Raw genomic sequence first — 19,804 nt, forward strand, 5'->3', positions numbered from 1 at the left:
GATGAGGGTCAGTGCGGTGATTGCCGTGACGCTGGCGACAAAGCGCCGGGGAACTGAGAACATGGGACTCCTGTCGCTGGAGCCCTTATTCTACGACACGTAGAGATCAACGACTCGCCCTTGCTCCCCCGTCTGCGCGGCGTCACACTCGAGCGATGGGCCGATCTTCCGTGAGCGACGCATGACCGTCCTCGGGCTTCTGGCTCAGTGCGGTGCGTTGTTCTTCGTGATCCTGTGGATCGGGCTGACGGACGGGGGTCCGGGCTGGTCCATTCGCGGCGGCCTCGAGCGCGGACGCGAAGGCCTTCGGAAGCGTTTTCCTCGCCGCGTCCCGTAGTGGTCGGGCGCCGCTGACCATGTGGCGGTCCTGCCCGCCCCTCGACTTCGCCGTCCCGCCGCGCCCGCCCTTGTCCGCACGGGAGGTCATTGCTAACGTGCAACCAAATGGTTGAACAAACTGCCCCCACCGACGCCGACATCGACCGCGTGTTCCACGCGCTGGCCGACGCGACTCGTCGCGACATCGTGCGCCGCACGCTCGTGGCCGAGCAGTCGGTGTCGGCGCTCGCCGCGGGGTACGCGATGTCGTTCGCGGCGGTGTCGAAGCACGTCGGCGTGCTCGTCGAGGCCGGACTCGTCCGCAAGCGCGCCGACGGGAGGGAGCGTCTCGTGAGCGCCGAACCCGAGGCGATCGCGCGCGTGCAGCGCCTCCTCCGCTCGTACGAAGACCTCTGGCGAGGACGCATCGACCGCCTCGACGCCCTTCTCGCCGAAGACCCGGATGCCACGGCATCCAACCGACCGAACTGAGAAACGAAGGAGTCCCTCATGCCTGTCACGTCCGTCGAGACCGACACCGAAGCGCTCACCATGACCCTCGTCGCCGAATTCCCGGTCGGCCCCGAACGGCTGTGGGCGGTCTTCACCGACCCCCGCCAGCTCGAGCGGTTCTGGGGTCCTCCCGGGTGGCCGGCAACGTTCACGGCGTTCGACTTCACTCCCGGCGGGCGCGCGCAGTATCGGATGACCTCGCCGACCGGCGAGAGTCCGGCCGGGCGGTGGGAGTTCCTCTCGATCGACCCGCCGCGTGGATTCGAGGTCCTCGACTCCTTCGCCGACGACAACGGCGAGCCGCTCGAGGCGATGCCGTCGATGCGCATGGCGATGACGTTCCAGGAGACGCCCGAGGGCTCGCGTCTCACCAGCGTGTCGCGCTTCGCCTCGGTCGAGGCGCTCGAACAGGTCGTCGCGATGGGCATCATCGAAGGCTCCCGGCTTGCGATGAACCAGCTCGACATCGTGGTGCAGGATCTCCGCGACTACGCCCGGGGCAAGGGCACGCAGCTCGAGGTGCTGGACGATCAGCACGTGCGCATCACGCGGCTCATCGACGGTCCGCGCGACCTCGTCTGGCGCGCGCACACCGACCCCGACCTGATGCGACGCTGGCTGCTCGGCCCCGACGGCTGGCGCATGACGGTGTGCGAGATCGGCGACACCGTCGGCGCGACGTACCGCACCGCGTGGGCACCCGAACCGGGGACCGAGGGCGAGGCCTTCGGCTTCGAGGGGGAGGTGCTGTACATCGAGGCGCCGCGGCGCGTCGTCCAGACCGAGCGCATGAGCGGCACCGACTTCCCGTCCACGACGAACGACCTCTCGCTCTACGAGGAGGACGGCGTGACGCTCCTCACGCTGCTCATCGAGTACCCGGATGCCGCCACCCGCGACATGATCCTCGCCACCGGCATGATCGGCGGCATGGAAGACAGCTACCGGCGGCTCGAGGGAGTACTCGTCCGCTGAGGTGCGGCATCCACGGGTCCGCCAGACCAGTGGATGCCGGCTCCCGGCGATGCGTCAGGCGGTCGGGGCCGCCCGGCGCACCAGCTCGCGGATCCTCTGCTCGACCTCGGGCGTGACCTCGATCACGGCGTACGACACGGCCCACATGGGTCCGTCGTCGAGCTGCGCCGTCTCATCGAAGCTCACGGTGCCGTAGCGCGTCTTGAACTTCGAGCCCGGCTGGTAGAACACCACGACCTTGCCGTCCTTCGCGTACGCCGGGAAGCCGTAGAACGTCTTGGGGGTGAGGTGCGGCGCCTCCTCGAGCACGATGACGTGCACGCGCTCCGCGACCGCGCGGTCGGTGCCCTCGAGTTTCTCGATCGCCTCGAGGCAGGCTTCGTTCTCCTTCTGGAGCTTCGCCGCGCCCTTGAGGCCCTTCATGGCCTTGAGCTCCTCGGCGCGCTGCTTCATCGCCGCGCGTTCTTCGTCGCTGAATCCTGCTCCGCCCGGTGCCATGGCATCCGTCCCTTCGACGTCGTCGCTCCGCAGGATAGCGCCGCGGACGGTCGCGCAGGGTGGGGGATCCGCGCCGGGTCAGTCAGGACCGGCGGGATGCCACGGAGGTTGCGCGGATCGCGGAGGTTGCGCCGCGAGGGAGCGCGCGGGTCAGGCCTGCCGGAGGCCTTCCTCCAGCGCGACCCAGGCGAGCATCGCGCACTTCACGCGCGCGGTGTACTTCGAGACGCCGGAGAGCGCCGCGGCGTCGCCGAACGTCTCCTCGTCGAGGGGGATCTGGCCGCGCGACCGCAGTGCCTCGCGGAAGCGACCGATCAGTGCATCGGCGTCACCGAGCGGCATCCCGTCGTCGCCGCCGTCCTCGTCGAGCAGCGAGACGAGCATCGACGCGGACGCCTGCGAGATCGAGCAGCCCGCGCCCTCCCAGGTGACGGATGCCACGCGGCCGCCGTCGACGTCGACCCGCAGCGTGATCTCGTCGCCGCAGATCGGGTTGCGCTGGTGCACGGTGGCGCTGTGCGCGCCGGGGTCGGCCAGTCCGAACCCGCGGCGGTTCTTCGAGTGGTCGAGGATCAGGTCCTGGTAAAGGGACTCGAGGCCGCTCATGCACTCACCCCGAAGAAGCTGCGGACGCCGGAAACGGCATCCAGGAAGGTGTCGATCTCGTCGGTCGTCGTGTGGACCGCCGCGCTCGCGCGCACCGACGCGGTGAGGCCGAAACGGCGGTGCAGCGGCTGCGCGCAGTGGTGTCCGACGCGCACGGCGACGCCGCGGCTGTCGAGGAACTGCCCCACGTCGTGCGCGTGGACCCCCTCGACGTCGAACGCCTGCAGGGCGACGCGGTCGGCGGCATCCGTGTCTCCGAGAAGACGGATGCCGGCGATCGACCGCAGTCCCTCCCGCAGGCGCCGTTCGAGCGCGGCTTCGTGCGCGTGCGCGGCGTCGCGATCGAGTCCGCCGAACCAGCGGACGGCGGCGGCGAGGCCGATCGCCTGCGACACCGGCTGCGTGCCGGCCTCGAAGCGCTGCGGCGGCGGGAGGAAGTCGGCCTTCTCGAGCGTGACGGTGGTGATCATGGATCCACCGGTGGTGAACGGCGGCAGCGAATCGAGCACGTCCTCGCGGCCCCAGAGGCCGCCGATCGCGTAGGGGCCGAAGATCTTGTGGCCCGAGAAGACGGCCAGGTCGACGCCGGATGCCGGCAGGTCGAGCACGAGGTGCGGGGCAGACTGGCACGCGTCGAGGACGGTCAGCGCGCCCACGCTCCGCGCGAGGGCGACGAGCTCGGCGACGGGGTTCACGATGCCCAGGACGTTCGAGACGTGCGGGAAGGCGACGACCTTCGTGCGCGCGCCGATGAGGCTTTCCGCGGCGGCCAGGTCGAGCGTGCCGTCGTCGTGCACCGGGATGTGGCGCAGGCGGGCGCCGGTGCGGGCGGCGAGCTCCTGCCACGGGATGAGGTTCGCGTGATGCTCGCTCTCGGTCACCACGATCTCATCGCCTTCGCGCAGGCGCCCGGCGTAGCCGAGGGAACCGGCGACGAGGTTGAGGCCGGCGGTGGCGCCGGAGGTCCAGACGAGCTGCTCGGGCGTGCCGCCGACGAACTCCGCGACGGCGGCGCGGGCGTCTTCGAACAGTTCCGTCGCTTCGGCGGCGAGCGTGTGCGCACCCCGGTGCACCGCGGAGTTGGCGGTCTCGAGGAAGTCGCGCTCGGCATCCAGGACCGCGCGCGGCTTCTGGCTCGTCGCGCCGGAGTCGAGGTAGACGAGGGGCCGGCCGTCGATCTCGGTGCCGAGGATCGGGAACTCGGCCCGCACCGCGGCCACGTCGAAGGGGAGTGTCACCCCTCCAGGCTACGCGGCGGCGGGTGGGCGCGGGCGAGGGGCCTGTGGCGCGGGGCCCCACCCGCTGACTTCGGCCGAACGTCCGCCGACGGGGCGATCCCGCGTGCATTCGGCCCGAGTCAGCGGAGGTGGGGGAGGGGCGGCCGGGCGCGGGTTGGGCGGGCGCGGGTCAGGCCCCGCCCACCCACGCGACATCGCGGAACAGAACGCGCAGCTCCTCGACGAGCCGCGCGGTGTGGAAGCCGTCTGCTGCCGCATGGTGGATCTGGACGGCCAGCGGCATCCACGTGCGCCCGTCGCGTTCGACGTACTGACCGATCGTGAAGATGGGAGCGAGGTGCTGCGACCCGCCGTCGATCTGCAGCGTGAACCCGGTGAACGACGTCCACGGCACGCTCGACACGTCGAACGCGTTCGCCGGTGCCTCGCCCTGGGGGAACATCGTCGTGGCCGAGCGATGGGTCGCGAGCAGGCCGACGACGGCGTTGTGGAAGCGGGCGAAGTCGGAGTCGTATGGCGTCCACACGCACGCGAACGTCTCGCGCTCGGTGTTGAACACCGTGAACGCGGGGTGGCTGACCGGCCAGATCGCCGGGTTCCCGGCATCCGTGACGGTCATGCGGAACTCCGGATGCCGATTCACCACCGTCGCGATCGCCCAGATCTGGGCCGGGTAGGTCTTGCGGCCGGCTGTCTTCAGTGCGGCGACGAAGGCGGTCACGTCGATGTCGACCGTGAGCGCGTAGGTGCAGGGCACCGCGCGCCAGTAGTGCGCGAAGAGCTCCGCGCGCGGCCACGTGGCGAGGTCGATCGGGACGGGTCGGTCCATGTCGGTATTTTCGCGCATCGACATCGTGCGGGTGGGGCAGCCGTCCGCATGGGAAGCGTCAGGACGCCCGCCCGCCCGACCCGCGCGGCGTAGACCGGATGCCATGACCCTCACCGCCCTCCTTCCCACCCTGCGCGCGCCGGACGACGTGCGGGGCGGCGACCGCATCGCCTTCCCGTGCCCCGGATGCCACACGGCCGGCGAGGTTCGCTGATGCTCCTGCACTCGATCGTCTACGCCTGCCGCTGCGCCCGCGTGCAGGCCGAGTTCGAGGCCGCGGAGGCGGCGGAGTCCGGCGAGCCCGTGCCGAACTCCTGAGATTTCGGCCGAATCCGGGTCGGAAGCCGCGCGGCGGGGCCGAGACGACGATTTTCTCCGGAGTTTGGCACGCGCTCGTCGCGGCCCGGCCCCGCCCTACAGCACCAGCCGGTACCCCATGCCCTGCTCGGTCAGCAGGTGCGCGGGGGTCGAGGGCTCGGCCTCGAGCTTCTTCCGCAGCTGCGACATGTACAGGCGCAGGTATCCGCTGTCGGCGACCTGCTCGCTGGCCCAGATCTCCTTGAGGAGCGTCTGCCGCGTCACGAGCGAGCCCGGGTTCCGGGCGAGGAACTCGAGCATCCGCCACTCGGTCGGCGTGAGGTGCACGCGCGCACCGGCGCGGGTGACGGCCTTCGCGGCGAGGTCGACCTCGACGTCTCCGAACCGCACCACCGACTCGCCGCTCGACGGCATCGACCGCCGCGCGTGCACCCGGAGGCGCGCGAGCAACTCATCGATCTGGAACGGCTTGGTGACGTAGTCGTCGGCGCCGGCATCCAGCGCCTCGACCTTGTCGGCCGAGCCGGTGCGCCCCGACACGACGATGATCGGCGCGGTCGTCCACCCGCGCAGCGCCTGGATCACCTGCACGCCGTCGAGGTGCGGCATCCCGAGGTCGAGCAGCACGATGTCGGGGTGCGCCTGCGCGGCGAGCGTGATCGCCGCCGCCCCGTCGGCCGCGGCGACGACGTCGTATCCGTGCGCGGCGAGGGTGATCCGCAACGCCCGCACGAGCTGCGGGTCGTCGTCGGCGATGAGGACCTTCATCGCGTCTCCGTTCGGGGGAGGGATGCCGAGGCACCGGCGCTGGGAGCCGTCTGATCGGCGACCGGCAGCGCCACCACCATCGTGAGGCCTCCACCGGGGGTGTCCTCGGGGGTGAGGGTTCCGCCCATGCCCTCGGCGAAGCCGCGCGAGAGCGCCAGCCCCAGGCCGAGGCCGACGGTGTTGTCGGTGTCGCCGAGGCGCTGGAACGGCGCGAACATGTCGCCGCGACGCTCGGGGGCGACCCCGGGTCCGTGGTCGATCACGCGGATCTCGGCGACTCCGCCGAGCCGGCTCGTCGCCACCCGCGCGCGCCCGCCGGGAGGGGTGAACCGGACGGCATTGCTCAACACGTTCACGAGCACCCTCTGCAGCAGCACCGGGTCGGCGCGGAGGGCCGGAAGGTCGGGGTCGAGCGCGAGCTCGACGTCGTCGGGACCGAGGCCCAGCTCATCCAGCGCCGCGAGCACGACACCGGCCGAATCCACCGGTCCCAGCGACACCGCGAGCACTCCGGCCTGCACGCGGCTGACGTCCAGCAGGTCGGTGACGAGCACGGACAGCGTGGTCAGGCTCTCGTCCGCGGTCTCGAGCAGCTCGCGGCGATCGTCCGCGGAGAGGTGATCGCCGGCGGCGCGCAGGCCGCCGAGGGCGGCGACGGCGGCGGCGAGCGGCCGGCGCAGGTCGTGGCTCACCGCCGAGAGCAGGGCGCTGCGCACCTGGTCGGTCGCGGCGAGCACTCCCGCCTCGGCGGCGGTCTCGGCCAGATCGGTGCGCTCCAGGGCGGCGGCGAGCTGCGCGACGACGACGTCGAGGAGGCGCCGCTCGGTGGCATCCAGGTCTCTGCCGTGCAGTTCGAGACGGGCGCGTCCGTCGCCGACGGGGATCTCGACGCGTCGGCCGTCCCGCACCGGTTCGCCGTCGGTGGCGAGCACCGACCCGTCGGATGCCACGAGCCGCACCCCCGCGAGCCCGAACGCCTCACGGGCGCGGACGACCAGCGCCGGTACCGCGCTCTCGCCGCGCAGGACGCTGCCGGCAACGGTGGCGAGCAGCTCGGATTCGGCGGCGGCGCGGCGCGCGGCACGGGCGCGGCGGGCGGCCTGGTCGACGACGACGCTGACGAGCATCGCGATGATGACGTACAGCACGAGGGCGATCGCGTGGATCGGGTCGGCGATCGTGACCGTGTACAACGGCTGGATGAACAGGAAGTCGAGGGTCAAGCCCGACAGCACCGCCGCGAAGACCGCGGGCCAGATGCCGCCGATCAGGGCCACGACGACGACGAGCAGCTGGTAGGCGAGGACGTCGGTGGTGATCGACTCGTCGGTGCCCGTGGCGATGAGGAGCCACGACAGCAGCGGGCCGCCCGCGAGCGCCGTGACGAAGCCGAGGATGCGCCGCTTCGCGCTCAGCGCGGGCCCCGTGAGGCGCGGCAGCGCGAACCGTCCGCCCGCGCGCGCGTGGTTGACGATGTGCACGTCGATGTCGCCGGAGAGCCGGATGACGGTCGCGCCGATGCCGGGGCCCGTGAGGGCGGCGCCGAGGCGTCCGCGCCGGCTGACGCCGATGACGAGCTGCGACGCGTTCACCGAGCGCGCGAAATCGACCAACGCCGCGGCGACATCGTCGCCCACGACCTGGTGGTACGTCCCGCCGAGCGCCTCCACGAGGGCGCGCTGCACGGCGAGGGCGCCGGGTTCCTCGGCGCGCAGACCGTCCTGCGTCGACACGTGCACGGCGAGCAGCTCGCCGCCGGCCGAACGCGCGGCGATGCGGGCACCGCGGCGGAGCAGCGTCTCGCCCTCGGCGCCGCCGGTGAGCGCGACGACGACCCGCTCGCGGGCCTGCCACGACCCCTCGATGCCCTGCTCGACGCGGTACCGCTGGAGCGCCGAGTCGACCTCGTCGGCGAGCCACAGCAGCGCGAGTTCGCGCAGCGCCGTGAGGTTGCCGAGCCGGAAGTAGTTCGACAGGGCCGCGTCGATCCGCTCAGCGGGATACACGAACCCGGATGCCAACCGGTCCCGCAGCGACTGCGGTGCGAGGTCGACGACCTCGATCTGGTCGGCCGCGCGGACGACGGCATCCGGCACCGTCTCGCGCTGCACCACGCCGGTGATCTTCTCGACGACGTCGCCGAGCGAGGCGATGTGCTGCACGTTGACCGTCGTGATGACGTCGATGCCCGCGTCGAGGAGCACCTCGACGTCCTGCCACCGCTTCTCGTTCGCCGACCCGGGCGCGTTGGTGTGCGCGAGCTCGTCGACGAGGGCGAGCTGGGGACGGCGTGCGAGCACGGCATCCAGGTCCATCTCGTCGAGGGCGACGCCCCGGTGCGCGACGTCGCGGCGCGGGACGAGCTCGAGTCCCTCGGCCTGCGCGGCGGTGGCGGCGCGGCCGTGGGTTTCGACGATCGCGATGACGACGTCGCGGCCGTCCTCGCGGAGCCGGCGTCCCTCTTCGAGCATCTCGTACGTCTTGCCGACGCCCGGCGCCGCGCCGAGCAGCACGCGCAGGTGCCCGCGCTTCACCGGACGCTCCCGCGGGGGTGCGGCTTCGGTTTCAGTGTCCAAGACACGCCGATGCGGCCCGCGGCCAACGGCGTGTCTTGGACACTCAACGGGGACGCGGGAGCGAGCGCGGACGCGGCGCTGGACGCGGGCGCGGCGCTGAACGGGGGTGCGGCGCTGAGCGCGGCGCCGGGGGCGGGTGCGGGGGCGGCGTGCTGCCGCTCGAGTGTCCAAGACACGCCGATGCGGCGCGCGGCCAACGGCGTGTCTTGGACACTCAACGGGGACGCGGGCGCGAGCGCGGACGCGGCGCTGGACGCGGGCGCGGCGCTGGACGTGGGCGCGAGCGCGGCGCCGACCGCAGGCGCCAACCCGGCGCCGACCGCCGACGCGCCGAACCGCCGCCGCCCGGGGAGGGCGACGGCGGTGGCGGGAGGCGTGCGCATGTCAGCGATTCTCGCGCGTCATCGGGCGTCCAGCGCGCGGTTGAGCTCGAGGACGTTCACGCGCGGGTCGCCGAGGAAGCCCAGGTCGCGCGGCAGCGTGTGCTCCGCGACGAGCGCTTCGACGTCGGAGACCGGGATGCCACGGGCCTCGGCGACCCGCGCGACCTGGCGCTCCGCGTTCGCGGCGGAGATGTCGGGGTCGAGGCCGGAGGCCGAGGAGGTGACCGCGTCGGCGGGGATCGCGCCGGACCCGTTCAGCGCCTCGAACGCCGCGCGGTTCGCGGAGATCGAGTCGATGAGATCCGCGTTCTCCGGGCCGAGGTTCGACCCGGTCGAGGCGGCGGCGTCCCAGGAGGCGGCGGACGGACGCGACTGGAAGTACTGCGGCAGCGCGGTGCCGTCGGCATCCTGGAACGACTGCGCGATCAGCGACGAACCGACGACGGTGCCGTCGGCGGAGCGAACGAGCGAACCGTTCGCCTGGGACGGGAGGGCGAGCTGACCGATGCCGGTGATCAGCAGCATGTAGCCGACGCCGAGGAGCACGGTGAAGACGAGCATCGCGCGGACGGCGACGCCGGCGGTACGCAGGGTGGTGCGCATGACGGGGCCTTTCAGAATCCCGGCAGCAGGCTCACGACGAGGTCGATGAGCTTGATTCCGATGAAGGGGACGAGGATGCCGCCGAGCCCGTACACGAGCAGGTTGCGGCTGAGGATGCTCGAGGCGCTCGCCGCGCGGTACTTCACACCGCGGAGCGCGAGAGGGATGAGCACGATGATGACGATCGCGTTGAAGATGATCGCGCTGAGCACCGCGGAGGCCGGCGACGACAGCTGCATGACGTTGAGCACCGCGAGTCCCGGGAAGACGCCCATGAACATCGCGGGGATGATCGCGAAGTACTTCGCGATGTCGTTCGCGAGCGAGAACGTCGTGAGCGCACCGCGCGTGATGAGCAGCTGCTTGCCGATGCGCACGATGTCGATGAGCTTCGTCGGGTCGCTGTCGAGGTCGACCATGTTGCCGGCCTCCTTCGCGGCCGACGTGCCGGTGTTCATCGCGACGCCGACGTCGGCCTGCGCGAGCGCGGGGGCGTCGTTGGTGCCGTCGCCGGTCATGGCGACGAGGTTGCCGCCCTCCTGCTCGCGGCGGATGAGGGCGAGCTTGTCCTCGGGCGTGGCCTCGGCGAGGTAGTCGTCGACGCCGGCCTCGGCGGCGATCGCCTTGGCGGTGAGGGGGTTGTCGCCCGTGATCATCACGGTGCGGATACCCATGGCCCGCAGCTCGCCGAACCTCTCGCGCAGGCCGTCCTTGACGACGTCCTTGAGGTGGATGACGCCGAGCACGCGCCCCTCGCCCGCGGGCGTGAGGGTCGCGACGACCAGCGGGGTGCCGCCGGACTCGGCGATGGCATCCGTCTCCTCCTGCAGCTGCGCGCGCAGCGTCTCGGGAACGGCCGATCCGGATGCCGCGAGCCAGGCGACCACGGCCGACGCGGCGCCCTTGCGCACCTGCGTGCCGCCTTCGAGGTCGAGGCCGCTCATGCGGGTCTGCGCCGTGAACGGCACGGGCTCTGCGCCCCGGGGCATCTCGGCGACGATCCCCTGCGCGGCGGCGAGTTCGACGACCGAGACGCCCTCGGGCGTGGGGTCGGCCTGCGACGACAGCGACGCGTACTCCGCGAGGAGCGGCCCGCCGACGCCCTCCATCGGGACGAACGCCGACGCGCGACGGTTGCCGTAGGTGATCGTTCCGGTCTTGTCGAGCAGCAGCGTCGTGACGTCGCCCGCGGCTTCGACCGCGCGGCCCGACATCGCCAGGACGTTGCGCTGCACGAGCCGGTCCATGCCCGCGATGCCGATCGCGCTCAGGAGCGCCCCGATCGTGGTGGGGATCAGGCACACGAGCAGTGCGACGAGCACCGGGATCGACACGGGCGACGCGGCGTAGGAGGCGATCGGGTTCAGCACCAGCACCACGACGACGAACACGATCGACAGGCTCGCCAGCAGGATGTTCAGCGCGATCTCGTTCGGCGTCCGCTGCCGCGACGCGCCCTCGACGAGCGCGATCATGCGGTCGACGAACGTCTCGCCGGGCTTCGACGTGATCGTGACGACGATGCGGTCGCTGAGCACGCGCGTGCCGCCGGTGACGGCGCTGCGGTCGCCGCCGGACTCGCGCACGACCGGGGCCGACTCGCCCGTGATCGCCGACTCGTCGACGGTCGCGATGCCCGCCACGATGTCGCCGTCGCCGGGTATCAGCTGCCCGGCCTCGACGAGCACGACGTCGCCGACTCTCAGGTCGCCCGAGGGTACGTCCTCGGTGGCGGCTGCGGTGGCCAGCGGGTCCGCGGGGGAGTACGCCACGACGCGGCGCGCGGTCGTGGTCGTCCGGGTCTTCCGGAGCGTCGCCGCCTGCGCCTTGCCGCGCCCCTCGGCGACGGATTCGGCGATGTTGGCGAAGAACACCGTGAGCCACAGCCAGATCGCGATGCCCCACGTGAACCCGAACGGCAGCGAGGCATCGCCGCCGCCGAGGAACGGCTCGGTGAGCGCGATGAGGGTGGTGAGGGCCGCCCCCACCCACACGAGGAACATCACGGGGTTACGCCACTGCGACGCGGGGTTGAGCTTCTTCGCCGCTCCGGGGAGGGCGGCGACGATCTGCGCGGCGCTGAACGCGCGGCGCGGAGCGGCCGGGGTCGGGGCCTCGGCGGGCGCCGGGGCGTGGGTGAGCGTGGACATGGTCAGACGAGTCCTTCGGCCAGGGGTCCCAGGGTGAGGACCGGGAAGTAGGTGAGGGCGGTGACGATGACCGCCACGCCCGCGAGGAGGCCCGCGAACTGCGGGCGGTGCGTCGGCAGGGTGCCGGCGGTGGCGGGGACGGCATCCTGCGCCGCGAGAGAACCTGCCAGGGCCAGCACGAAGACGATCGGCAGGAAGCGCCCGAGCAGCATCGCGACCGCGAGGGCCGTGTTGAACCACGGGGTGTTGGCCGTGAGCCCCGCGAACGCCGAACCGTTGTTGTTCGCCGCCGACGTGAAGGCGTAGAGCACCTCGCTCAGGCCGTGCACACCGGGGTTCAGGATCGAGGTCGACTCGACGTCGTCCCGGATGCCCGGAAGCGCGAAGCTCAGCGCGGTGCCGGCCAGCACGAGCGTGGGCGTGACGAGGATGTAGAGGCTCGCGAGCTTGATCTCGCGCGGCCCGATCTTCTTGCCGAGGTACTCGGGCGTCCGGCCGATGAGCAGGCCGCCGACGAACACCGCGATCACGGCGAGGATCAGCATGCCGTACAGGCCCGAGCCGACACCGCCGGGTGCGATCTCGCCGAGCATCATGTTGATCATCGGCATCATTCCGCCGAGCGCCGTGTAGCTGTCGTGCATCGAGTTGACGGCGCCGGTCGAGGTCAGGGTGCTGGTGGTTCCGAACAGCGTCGAGCCGAAGATGCCGAAGCGCACCTCCTTGCCCTCCATCGCACCGCCGGCGAGCTGCGGGGCGGTCCCGGCACCGGCGAACTCGGCCCAGGTGAGCAGAGCCGCGGATGCCACGAAGATCGCGCCCATGACGCCGAGGATCGTGTAGCCCTGGCGGTCGTCGCCGACGATCCGGCCGAACGCGCGGGGGAGCGAGAACGGGATCACGAGCATCAGGAAGATCTCGAACAGGTTCGTCCACGGCGCGGGGTTCTCGAACGGGTGCGCGGAGTTGACGTTGAAGAACCCGCCGCCGTTGGTGCCGAGGAGCTTGATCGCCTCCTGGGATGCCACCGGCCCGCCGGGAATCGACTGGGCCGCGCCCGCGAGGGTCGTGGCATCCGTGAATCCGTTCAGGTTCTGGATGACGCCGCCCGCGAGCAGCACCACTGCCGCGACGACCGAGAACGGCAGCAGCAGGCGGTACGTGCCGCGCACGAGGTCGACCCAGAAGTTGCCGATGACGCCGCTCCGGCGATAAGCGAAGCCGCGCACCAGCGCGACCGCGATCGCGATGCCGACGGCCGCGCTCACGAAGTTCTGGACGGTCAGCGCCGCGAACTGCACCGTGTAGCCGAGCGTCGATTCACCCGCGTACGACTGCCAGTTGGTGTTCGTCACGAACGAGACCGCCGTGTTGAACGACAGGGCCTCGCCGGGGGCGTCGAGTCCGAGCGAGAAGGGCAGCAGCGGCTGCAGGCGCATGAGCGCGTAGACGAACACGACGCCCGCGGCGGAGAACAGCAGCACCGACCGCAGGTACGCCTGCCAGGTCTGAGCGCCGCGCGGGTCGACGCCGATGAGGCGGTAGGTGCCGCGCTCCACGGCGAGGTCGCGCTCGCCGGTGTAGATGCGGGCGATGTAGTCGCCGAGCGGGCGGTAGGCCAGGCCCAGGGCGACGATGAGGGTGAGGCTGGTCAGGACGATGGACCAGGTGGTTCCGGCATCCATCAGAACTTCTCCGGACGGACGAGCGCGATCACGAGGTAGACGATCGCGGCGACGGCGAGGACGGCGGCGAGGATGCTCATGCGGAGTCGCCCCCTCGTTCGGGTGCGGCGGGGGTCTGCGGGCCGCGGCCGGGGGTGCGCGCGGAGGGAGCGCCGGGCTGCGGGCCCAGCTTCTCGACCCCCTGCGCGATGAGCGCGACCAGCGCGAAGAGCGCCAGGATCGCGACGAGGTAGACGACATCGAGCACGATGACTCCAGGTTCGGGAGCTTCCGCGCGACTGCTGTGGCGCGGGCGCCGCAGGGCGGCACGTGTGTCGATGCAACTCCTGTGCGCCGCGGCATCCCGCGATCCTCACGGTTTCCCTACGGCCCGCCCGCGGACGCATACGGGGTGCTTACGGCGCAGTGGGCCGCGTTCGCCGCCGCGCGGGTCGGTGCTGCGCCCGAGGGTTCAGTGTCCAAGACACGCGGTTCGACCCGAACGGCATCCGCGTGTCTTGGACACTCGACTACCGCGGCGGTACTCACCCTTGCTAGGTACCGGTACTCAGTGTTACTTTGTAGCGGTAGTCAATGTTGAGGAGTACCGCATGGCGAGACAAGACACCGAGATGCTCAAGGGGGTGCTCGAGGGCGTCGTCCTGGCCGTCCTCTCGCGCCGTCCGGCGTACGGGTACGAGATCACCGCCGACCTCCGCGAGCGGGGGTTCACCGACCTCGCCGAGGGCACGGTCTACGCGATCCTCGTCCGCATCGAGCAGCGGGATCTCGTCGACGTCGAGAAGGTGGCATCCGAGAAGGGGCCGCCGCGCAAGGTCTTCACCCTCAACGACACGGGGCGAGAACAGCTCGCCGAATTCTGGACCACTTGGGGTCTGCTCGCCGACCGGCTCGAGCAGCTCCGCGACGAAGGGAACTGACATGGCCTGGTACGAGAAGATCATCGGCGACCTGGGCGCCAAGAAGCAGTGGCGGGAGTACCGACGCCGCCTCGACGCCCTGCCGGCCCCTTACCGGCAGGCGGGCCGCGCGCTCGAACGCTACGTGCTCAACCTCGGGCCGAGCGACGACAGCGACGCGCTGATCCGCATGGTGACCGACCTCGCCGACCTGCTCGAGCAGGCGGCCGCGGCCGAGACGCCCATCCGCGACCTGACGGGTGCCGACCCGTCGGTGTTCGCCGAGGAGTTCATGGCGAACTACGGCGACGGCAGTTGGATCGGACGCGAGCGGGCGCGCCTCGCCCGCGCGATCGACGAGGCGGCGCAGTCGCCGGGCTGAAGGCCCTCTCCCGCACGCGTCCTCCGGAACCGGCTGGCCGGAGGCGATGGCCTCGTGCGCCCTCCGGCCGGAACACGACGAGAGGAACACCATGCCCATCACCGATACCGGTCCCGCCATCCGCGTGCGGAACCTCACCAAGTCGTACGGCGACGTCCGCGTCCTCGACGGCCTCGACCTCGACGTCGAGCGCGGCACGATCGTCGCGCTCCTCGGCTCCAACGGCGCCGGCAAGACGACGGCCGTCCGGATCCTGTCGACCCTGCTCCGCGCCGACGGCGGAACAGCGGTCGTCGACGGAGCCGACGTCGCGACCCAGGCCGCCCGCGTCCGGGCCTCCATCAGCCTCACGGGGCAGTTCGCCGCCGTCGACGAGGTCCTGACCGGGCGCGAGAATCTCACGCTCGTCGGCCGCCTGCGTCACCTGCCCGACCCCGCCCGGGTGGCCGACGCGCTGCTCGAACGCTTTTCGCTGACGGATGCCGCGCGCCGGGCGGCATCCACGTATTCCGGTGGAATGCGCCGGCGCCTCGACATCGCGATGAGCCTCGTCGGTGAGCCGGCCGTGGTCTTCCTCGACGAGCCGACGACGGGGCTCGACCCGCAGGCACGCCTGGAGGTGTGGGATGCCGTGCGCTCCCTCGCCGCGTCCGGCACCACCGTGCTGCTCACGACGCAGTACCTCGACGAGGCCGAACACCTCGCCGACCGCATCGCGATCCTGCACGCTGGACGCATCATCGCCGAGGGGACGCTCGCGGAGCTGCGCGCGCTGTTCCCGCCGACGACCGTGGAGTACGTCGAGAAGCAGCCCACCCTCGAGGAGATCTTCCTCGCCATCGTCGGCTCCGCCGGCCCGCTCGCCGAGGAGGAATCATGACCACCCACGCCCTGTCCGACACCGCCGTCCTGACCGGCCGGTCGCTCCGGCACATCCTCCGCAGCCCCGACACGATCGTGACGACCGCGATCATGCCGGTCGCGATCATGCTGCTGTTCGTCTTCGTCCTGGGCGGCGCGGTCGACACGGGCGGCACCGCGTACGTGGACTTCCTGCTGCCTGGCATCCTGCTGATCACCGTGGCATCCGGAATCGCGTACACCGCGTACCGGGTGTTCCTGGACGTGCGCGGCGGGATCGTCGACCGGCTGCGGTCGATGCCCATCGCGCCGGCGAGCGTGCTGTGGGGACACGTCCTCACGTCGCTGCTGGCGAACGCGGTGTCGCTCGCCCTGGTGATCGGCGTGGCGCTGCTCGTCGGCTTCCGATCGGGCGCGTCGTTCGGCGCCTGGCTGGGGGTCGTCGGCATCCTGATGGCGTACACGCTCGCCCTCACGTGGGTGGCGGTGATCGCCGGCCTCGCGGCGAAGACCATCGACGGTGCCAGCGCGTTCAGCTACCCGCTGATCTTCCTGCCCTTCGTCAGCTCGGCGTTCGCGCCCACCGACACCATGCCCGGTCCCGTGCGCTGGTTCGCCGAGAACCAGCCTGTGACGTCCCTGGTGGATGCCATCCGCGCCCTGCTCGCGCAGCAGCCCGTCGGCACGGCGGTCTGGATCGCGCTGGCCTGGTGCGTCGGCATCCTCGCGGTCGCGTGGGCGATCGCGGTGGCGCTGTTCCGGCGGTCGGGCCGCTGACGTCGGAGTCGGTGCCCCCGCCCGTCGCGCCGGGTGGGGGCGGTGCCGCAACCCCGGTTCAGTGTCCAAGACACGCGGGTCGCCTCGCGCGGCATCCGCGTGTCTTGGACACTCGGCAGGTCTGGACGGGGACCGACCGGATGCCAGCGCCCGGGCGGCGCCCGGAGGCGGGTTCGGCCGGAGTTGTGCGCACAGACCGCGCATGATGGAACCATGCCCGCTTCCGACGGACCCGACGTGCGCGTCAGCGCCGGACTCGTGATCCCGGCGTCGGAGCTGTCGTGGCGGTTCTCGCGCTCGTCGGGCCCGGGCGGACAGGGCGTGAACACCACCGACTCCCGCGTGGAGCTGATGTGGGATGCCGCCGGCTCGGCGGTGCTGTCACGGGTGCAGCGCGAGCGTCTTCTCGAGCGACTGGGTGATCGCCTGGTCGGCGGGGTGCTGACGATCGCGGCGTCCGAGCATCGGGCCCAGCTGCGCAACCGCGACGCCGCGCGCGCCCGACTCGCCGCGCTCGTGGGCGAGGCCGTGCGAGCACCCGCGCCCCCGCGTCGGGCGACTCGGCCGACCCGCGGTTCTCAGGAGCGTCGCCTGCAGGCCAAACAGCGCCGTACCGATGTGAAGAGGATGCGTCGACGCCCCTCCGATTGAGGTCGAGCGACCCGGATACCGCGGGCGCGGCCCCCGCCCGTGCGGCGGGGGCGCCCCGGGTCAGGCCTCCGCGCGGACGCGGGCGGGCTCGTCGGCCTCGGCGCGCCCGTGGGCGTCGCCCCGCGTGACGATGAGCAGGACGATGGCCCACACCACGTACGCGAACGTGCCCGCGGTCGCCACCAGGTTGGCGGTGTTGACCGACGCGTTCGTGCCGTCGTCGATGCCGCCCGAGGCCAGGATCGTCGTCGGGTCGGTCAGCGCGTGGAGGAGGATCGGCCATATGAGCGACCCGCCCGTGCGCAGCGTCGCGTACATGCAGATCCCGAAGGCGAAGGTGTAGACGACCGTGGGGCCCACGATCGCGAAGCTCTGCCCGGTGAACAGGTTCGACAGGTGCAGCAACGCGAAGATGAGCGAGGAGAGGGTCATGACCGCCCACTCGCGGTACCCGTGGCGTCGGAGCATCGTGACGCCCATGCCGCGGGTGAGGAACTCCTCCGAGAACCCGACGAACAGCCCGGCGATCAAGACCGCGACGACGACCGCCGCCCCGTACCGGCCGTACTCGATGCCGATGAAGTGGAACACGATCGGTACGAGGATGAGGATCGGTCCGAGCCAGAACCACCACTTGCGTCCGACCGGCTGACGTCCGAACAGCGGACGCGGCAGCCACCCGATGCTGGCCGCGATGCTCACCAGGATGATCGAGCCGACGAGCGGTTGCACCCCGATGGAGATGAAAGCTCCCAGCGGCGTGGCGAAGATGTCGTCACCCTGCACGAGGCCGCCGAGGACCGGACGCAGAGCGAGGCCGACGAGGTTGTACAGCGCGATGTAGATCGCCGCCATCAGGACGGCGCGCCACCATCCGCCCCGGTTCCAGAATCGCTGCCAGCCGTTCGTGCCGATGGTCTCGCGGTCGCCGGTCGAGGTCGCGCTCACGCGAAGAACCGGTTCGCTCGGGCCGTGTAGAGCAGCGCGATCCCGATGCCGGCCAGGACGATCGTGATGATCGCGCCGACCAGCACGTTCGCATCCTGGTGGGTCGCCGCCTGGAGGATGGAACTCAGGATGCTGAGCCCGAGGGATGCCGTGACGATGACGCGGGCGATGCGGTTCGCGCCGAAGAGACCGAAGCTCACCAGCAACGTGATGACCCCCACGACGATCCCGATCCATGCCGACGGCACGGAGACGCCCGCCGGAGCGATGGCTCCGGTGAGGATCAGGATCGAAAGGCCGATTTGGAGGACGGCGGTGATCCAGGCGATGACGGCGACGAGTGTCACGCCCCCCGGACGGTCGTTGTAGGCCATCAGTGCGCATCCTTTCCGAGTTCGGCGAGAAGCTCGTTGAGCCCGAGGCCGCCGATGGTCTGGGCTTCGAACTCGAGCGTGGTGCCGGTGGTCGTGTCGGTGAGCTCGATCACGCGGACCGTGCCGCTGTGCCGCGTGCGGACCTCGAGGTCGGCGCGCGCGATGTGCGCGACGGGGTGCAGGTGCTTCCAGCCGCCGACGATGCCGGTGGATTGCCGACCGAGCACGTGGAGCTTCGATTCGGACACGGCCAGGACGATGGAGGGGTAGCTCCCGTGCGAAGCGCTCTGCGCCCGTTGGGCCAGCATCCCGCCCGCGACGCCCCAGGCCGTCTGATTGTCGCCTCCCGCGCTGACGCCGATGACGGAGCCGATGAGGCCCGCCTTCGTCGAACCACGCGGCATGACCACGGCGACGTCGATGATCTGATCATCGGGCACGACCGCCTGGGCGCCTTCCCGTGCGTGCTCTTCTCGTGACATTTCCGACTCCTTCGTATCCCTTTCAGGACAGTACCGAGAGAGTTCGTTATGAGACAAGTGCGAACAGTACGCGGCTCTAACAAACCGAGCGTGGAGTCTCAGGCCGTCCGCCAGGCCGCGAGTTCGGCGAAGAGCGCCGCGAGCGACGCGGACTCCTGTTCGATCCCGAAGGCGACGGCCCCGACGGCCTCGAACCCTGCGGGCGTCGCCCGGATCACGACGGCCCGCCGATCCTCGGGCACGGTGCCGCGCACGCGAGCGACGAAACCCTTCGCGCACAGCTGGTCCACGACGTGCGAGGCTCCCGCCGCCGAGAGTTCCAGCGGACCCGCGAGCTCGCTCGGCCGTACCCCGTCCTGCATCGCGATCAGGACCAGCCCAGCCCGTTGGCGCGCCGCCAGCTTCCCCCTCGTCGCGGCTGCCGGCATGTACCGGACCAGGCGGGCGCCCGCCTCGCAGATGCGCAGGAGGAGGTCGAGAGCGTCGGCGGGCGAGACGGGAGGCGACGACGGAGCCGGCGTCGCCATTCTGTCGCTGATGGCGCGGGCGATGTCGGTGCTCGCGGAGAAGAACGCGGTGGTCTCCCGGTGAAGGGTCAGGGCCCTCTCCTCGCCGGCGGCGGTCAGGGCGACCTCCACGGCCCGCGCGTCCGTCGCGGCCGCGCGCGTGACGACCAGGTCCTCCTTCTGCAGCCGCAGGATGAGACGCGAGACTGCACGGCGTCCGAGCCCGCTGACGTCCGCGATGCGACGGGTGGTGACGATCCGCTCGGAGGCGAGCAGGACGAGCGCGATGATCTCCTCGATCTCGGCCCAGCTCGTGCCGAAGACGGCGTCGACGACCCGTGTCATCCGGTCGTTGAAGTCGCCCAGCAATCCGATCGCGCGCCCGCGCGCCTCGTCATCCACTCCTGCGCTCGCTCCTCCCCCTCCCGGTATCCAATCAGGATCGCGGGAGGGGTGCCTGCGCG

22 protein-coding genes are annotated in these 19,804 nt (G+C 71.3%); 7 read left to right on the plus strand and 15 right to left on the minus strand.

The window, feature by feature from the left end; genetic code table 11:
* Positions 1–444: 444 nt before the first annotated feature.
* Positions 445–810, plus strand: coding sequence for an ArsR/SmtB family transcription factor (locus tag P8R59_RS06915; protein ID WP_278103307.1), 366 nt, complete (start codon positions 445–447; stop codon positions 808–810).
* An 18-nt stretch (positions 811–828) separates the two neighbouring features.
* Positions 829–1,806 (plus strand): SRPBCC family protein, encoded by a 978-nt coding sequence (locus P8R59_RS06920; RefSeq protein WP_278103309.1) that lies wholly within the window; start codon positions 829–831, stop codon positions 1,804–1,806.
* Between the two features lie 54 nt (positions 1,807–1,860).
* On the opposite strand, the gene P8R59_RS06925 is transcribed toward P8R59_RS06920, so the two are convergent.
* From P8R59_RS06925 to P8R59_RS06970, 11 genes are all read right to left on the minus strand, one after another.
* On the minus strand, positions 1,861–2,304 hold the full coding sequence (locus P8R59_RS06925) for a hypothetical protein (protein ID WP_278103310.1): 444 nt from the start codon (positions 2,302–2,304) through the stop codon (positions 1,861–1,863).
* A gap of 150 nt (positions 2,305–2,454) precedes the next feature.
* Positions 2,455–2,910, minus strand: a complete 456-nt coding sequence (sufU, locus tag P8R59_RS06930; protein ID WP_278103311.1) for a Fe-S cluster assembly sulfur transfer protein SufU — start codon at positions 2,908–2,910, stop codon at positions 2,455–2,457.
* On the minus strand, positions 2,907–4,148 hold the full coding sequence (locus tag P8R59_RS06935) for an aminotransferase class V-fold PLP-dependent enzyme (protein WP_278103312.1): 1,242 nt from the start codon (positions 4,146–4,148) through the stop codon (positions 2,907–2,909). The genes sufU and P8R59_RS06935 overlap by 4 nt, the downstream gene beginning before the upstream one ends.
* 169 nt (positions 4,149–4,317) lie before the next feature.
* On the minus strand, positions 4,318–4,977 hold the full coding sequence (locus tag P8R59_RS06940) for a CatA-like O-acetyltransferase (RefSeq protein ID WP_278103313.1): 660 nt from the start codon (positions 4,975–4,977) through the stop codon (positions 4,318–4,320).
* A 414-nt stretch (positions 4,978–5,391) separates the two neighbouring features.
* Positions 5,392–6,063: a response regulator gene (locus tag P8R59_RS06945; protein WP_077050956.1), complete on the minus strand. Its 672-nt coding sequence runs from the start codon at positions 6,061–6,063 to the stop codon at positions 5,392–5,394.
* Positions 6,060–8,597, minus strand: coding sequence for a DUF4118 domain-containing protein (locus tag P8R59_RS06950; protein WP_278103796.1), 2,538 nt, complete (start codon positions 8,595–8,597; stop codon positions 6,060–6,062). Before P8R59_RS06950 ends, P8R59_RS06945 begins: the two co-directional genes overlap by 4 nt.
* 443 nt (positions 8,598–9,040) lie before the next feature.
* On the minus strand, positions 9,041–9,625 hold the full coding sequence (kdpC, locus tag P8R59_RS06955) for a potassium-transporting ATPase subunit KdpC (protein WP_278103314.1): 585 nt from the start codon (positions 9,623–9,625) through the stop codon (positions 9,041–9,043).
* 11 nt (positions 9,626–9,636) lie between these two features.
* The gene (kdpB, locus tag P8R59_RS06960) at positions 9,637–11,775 is read right to left on the minus strand and encodes a potassium-transporting ATPase subunit KdpB (protein WP_278103315.1); all 2,139 of its coding nucleotides are present in this window, start codon (positions 11,773–11,775) and stop codon (positions 9,637–9,639) included.
* A gap of 2 nt (positions 11,776–11,777) precedes the next feature.
* The gene (gene kdpA, locus P8R59_RS06965) at positions 11,778–13,460 is read right to left on the minus strand and encodes a potassium-transporting ATPase subunit KdpA (protein WP_278103316.1); all 1,683 of its coding nucleotides are present in this window, start codon (positions 13,458–13,460) and stop codon (positions 11,778–11,780) included.
* Positions 13,460–13,540, minus strand: a complete 81-nt coding sequence (locus P8R59_RS19245; protein ID WP_022878711.1) for a potassium-transporting ATPase subunit F — start codon at positions 13,538–13,540, stop codon at positions 13,460–13,462. The genes kdpA and P8R59_RS19245 overlap by 1 nt, the downstream gene beginning before the upstream one ends.
* A complete protein-coding gene (locus P8R59_RS06970) occupies positions 13,537–13,707 on the minus strand; it encodes a hypothetical protein (protein ID WP_278103317.1) in 171 nt (56 codons plus the stop codon). Before P8R59_RS06970 ends, P8R59_RS19245 begins: the two co-directional genes overlap by 4 nt.
* 343 nt (positions 13,708–14,050) lie before the next feature.
* On the opposite strand from P8R59_RS06970, the gene P8R59_RS06975 reads away from it, so the two are divergent.
* From P8R59_RS06975 to arfB, 5 genes are all read left to right on the plus strand, one after another.
* Complete coding sequence (locus P8R59_RS06975) at positions 14,051–14,380, plus strand: PadR family transcriptional regulator (protein WP_077050949.1); 330 nt, start codon at positions 14,051–14,053, stop codon at positions 14,378–14,380.
* Position 14,381: 1 nt separating this feature from the next.
* Complete coding sequence (locus P8R59_RS06980; RefSeq protein ID WP_278103318.1) at positions 14,382–14,741, plus strand: DUF1048 domain-containing protein; 360 nt, start codon at positions 14,382–14,384, stop codon at positions 14,739–14,741.
* A gap of 91 nt (positions 14,742–14,832) precedes the next feature.
* Positions 14,833–15,621, plus strand: a complete 789-nt coding sequence (locus P8R59_RS06985; RefSeq protein WP_278103319.1) for an ABC transporter ATP-binding protein — start codon at positions 14,833–14,835, stop codon at positions 15,619–15,621.
* Entirely contained in the window at positions 15,618–16,379 is a 762-nt protein-coding gene (locus P8R59_RS06990; protein ID WP_278103320.1) for an ABC transporter permease, read from the plus strand. The genes P8R59_RS06985 and P8R59_RS06990 overlap by 4 nt, the downstream gene beginning before the upstream one ends.
* A gap of 213 nt (positions 16,380–16,592) precedes the next feature.
* The gene (gene arfB, locus P8R59_RS06995; RefSeq protein WP_278103321.1) at positions 16,593–17,030 is read left to right on the plus strand and encodes an alternative ribosome rescue aminoacyl-tRNA hydrolase ArfB; all 438 of its coding nucleotides are present in this window, start codon (positions 16,593–16,595) and stop codon (positions 17,028–17,030) included.
* 60 nt (positions 17,031–17,090) lie between these two features.
* On the opposite strand, the gene P8R59_RS07000 is transcribed toward arfB, so the two are convergent.
* The 4 genes from P8R59_RS07000 to P8R59_RS07015 all read right to left on the minus strand — a co-directional run bounded on the left by P8R59_RS07000 (position 17,091) and on the right by P8R59_RS07015 (position 19,742).
* Positions 17,091–17,978, minus strand: a complete 888-nt coding sequence (locus P8R59_RS07000) for a CPBP family intramembrane glutamic endopeptidase (protein WP_278103322.1) — start codon at positions 17,976–17,978, stop codon at positions 17,091–17,093.
* Positions 17,975–18,352, minus strand: coding sequence for a hypothetical protein (locus P8R59_RS07005; RefSeq protein ID WP_077050944.1), 378 nt, complete (start codon positions 18,350–18,352; stop codon positions 17,975–17,977). The genes P8R59_RS07000 and P8R59_RS07005 overlap by 4 nt, the downstream gene beginning before the upstream one ends.
* The gene (locus P8R59_RS07010; protein WP_278103323.1) at positions 18,352–18,834 is read right to left on the minus strand and encodes a hypothetical protein; all 483 of its coding nucleotides are present in this window, start codon (positions 18,832–18,834) and stop codon (positions 18,352–18,354) included. Before P8R59_RS07010 ends, P8R59_RS07005 begins: the two co-directional genes overlap by 1 nt.
* A 98-nt stretch (positions 18,835–18,932) precedes the next feature.
* The gene (locus tag P8R59_RS07015) at positions 18,933–19,742 is read right to left on the minus strand and encodes a winged helix DNA-binding protein (protein ID WP_278103324.1); all 810 of its coding nucleotides are present in this window, start codon (positions 19,740–19,742) and stop codon (positions 18,933–18,935) included.
* Positions 19,743–19,804: the final 62 nt, after the last annotated feature.

Origin of the sequence: Microbacterium proteolyticum (assembly GCF_029639405.1) — a bacterium.
GTDB lineage: Bacteria > Actinomycetota > Actinomycetes > Actinomycetales > Microbacteriaceae > Microbacterium.